Source organism: Okeania sp. SIO2B9, assembly GCF_010672505.1.
Classification (GTDB): Bacteria; Cyanobacteriota; Cyanobacteriia; order Cyanobacteriales; family Microcoleaceae; genus Okeania; species Okeania hirsuta.
The window spans coordinates 1-2189 of record NZ_JAAHGK010001274.1 but is presented as its reverse complement, the minus strand read 5'-3'; the positions used below and the strand labels follow the sequence as shown (position 1 = coordinate 2189).

Below are 2189 nucleotides of genomic sequence, written 5' to 3'. Positions count from 1 at the left end.
TAGGGGAAAAAAAAATTTTAAGTTTGGTAAATTTTGTCATAATTTAGAGCTGACACCAGACAAGATAACTAAAACTTTGCCGAGCAAGGATTAATAAAATTTAGACTATCTTATGTATATTACAATCAGTAACGAAAAATTTGTATGGAGTTGGAAGTAGATGCTACTAATAAATCAGTAAAATCAAAATTGACCGATGTAGGAGAGTTTTTAATCAAGCAAAATCTTTACTGAAACTTCACACAAATTCAGTAAGTTTTTAAGATAATGAAAGTTATGGGTTTTAGTCAACTGTAGGGTATCGATGTTAGGTATAGAATAATCTAAGGGTTTTAATACTGAGTTATAGATAAAAATTATACCTAGTATAGTAAAGTAAATATCAACCTAAAATTTGGAATTAAATATACAATTTTATACAAACTATAGACGCTAATTAATCGTCAAACTAGCCCTGGAAGATAAAAATCTTAAAGTAGGTAGGAAGTATATAAAATGAAAAATATTATGGACGAATATAACAAATACAAATCTCAAGATGAACAAGATATCTATAACCATTTTATCCAATTGATAGATCTAAAGTCTTCAAAAGAAGTAATTGAAAGATTTAGAATGTTATTTATTAATGGTTCGGGATATCCTGACAGAGAAATATCTCAAGCACTAGATAGAATTACAGCATTGCCAGAAATTGAAGAAGATTTTAATTTTATCTTAAATCGCTGCTGTCATATAGTTATCAATAGAAAACAACCATATAACTATAAAAAAGATGTTTTACTAGACTTAATGAAGCTTTTCGCTCGAGTTGAAAATCAACCAGCACGCCGCCACTACTACGGTTCTCATAATAGTAAGAAATTATTAGAACTGGTTCAAGCATTCACAAGAAGCGAGCAATATCTCTCCTTAAAACGCTTAACAGAATTAATTAACCAACAAACAGGAAGTTGCAGAAACACTAATAGTGCTCTAGCTCAACCTTTAAGAACTCTAATTCCACGCTATCCTTACATATACCAACATTGTTTAGTTACCCCAGATAGTAGTTATGAATACCAACAAGTTATCAGAAAAATTCAACGACACAAACAAAGAAAATTTGAAATAGACTTATCCAAATATGTAACTCATAAAATTAGACAGAGAGTAGTAACAACTGCCTCTGAAAGAGAAGCTGCACTTTCAAACTTGACAGCATTTCCTTGGGAAGGCACCAACAATATTCAAAATCCTACTCTTTTGAGCGAGCGGGAAGTATTATCAGCAATTAAAAAATTTGTAGGTAAAGTTGAAAATGGTAATAACTATCGAGATAATGCAAAAAGTTTCCTAACCCATGTCAGACAACCTCAATCCTATCGTTCTTTTAAAGAAAGTTTCTATGAATATTTAAGTACATCTTTTGATGTAGATTCCAAATCTATTAAGCATCAGTTTCAAGATAAACTATATAAGCAGCTAAAAAATACTATGTCTCACAGTAATGACAAACAGTTTAATGACTTTTTGCTGATGAGAACTTGTAATCAAATGTTAGGATATCTAGTTGTAGAAAGTACCCAAAAACCACAACACTTTCTATTTCTCAATCTAATGGGTAACCTGGGTCCGATCACAACAACTGGCCTTTTACTGAAAATAGTTTTGGTCTGCTATAGAGTCAAACCATACCTAGAAAAACGATTTTCTATACTATTTAACCATTACGAATCACATACTAGAGAAACAGTTATGTGGTTAGTTAAAGCTCTAGAAAATATGCAGGTTGCTTTAAGTACTAACTTTGGTAGGGTTGATTTATCTTTGATTCGTTAGAATATTTTAAATAAGCAATCAGCACTCAGCAGTAAATGTTTAGAAGGAGATTTTAACCCCTCCGCGCACCTTCCGGTTTATAGAAGAAACCGGGGACTTAAACAGAGCTACTAAAAGCTGTTAAAGCTTCCGAAATCTAGAATAAGCTAAGTTAACATTAGGAATAATATTGCAATGTTAAAATAAAGCTCAGAGTAAAGTTTTCAAGTATCATTTACATGATGGAATTATAGTTAATCTAAATATTTGAAGAAGGAGACAGGAGACAGGAGACAGGAGACAGGAGGAAAATTACATGGGGATTCGCTCCCCCAAGTAATGCGTGAACACCCCCGTTGACGGTGGGGTATTAAACCCACAAAGAAAAT

At 32.1% G+C, this 2189-nt stretch carries 1 protein-coding gene; it reads left to right on the top strand.

Annotated features, from left to right (window positions below; genetic code table 11):
- Positions 1-495: 495 nt before the first annotated feature.
- Positions 496-1821 (top strand): hypothetical protein, encoded by a 1326-nt coding sequence (locus F6K13_RS29755; protein WP_124155167.1) that lies wholly within the window; start codon positions 496-498, stop codon positions 1819-1821.
- Positions 1822-2189 lie beyond the last annotated feature (368 nt).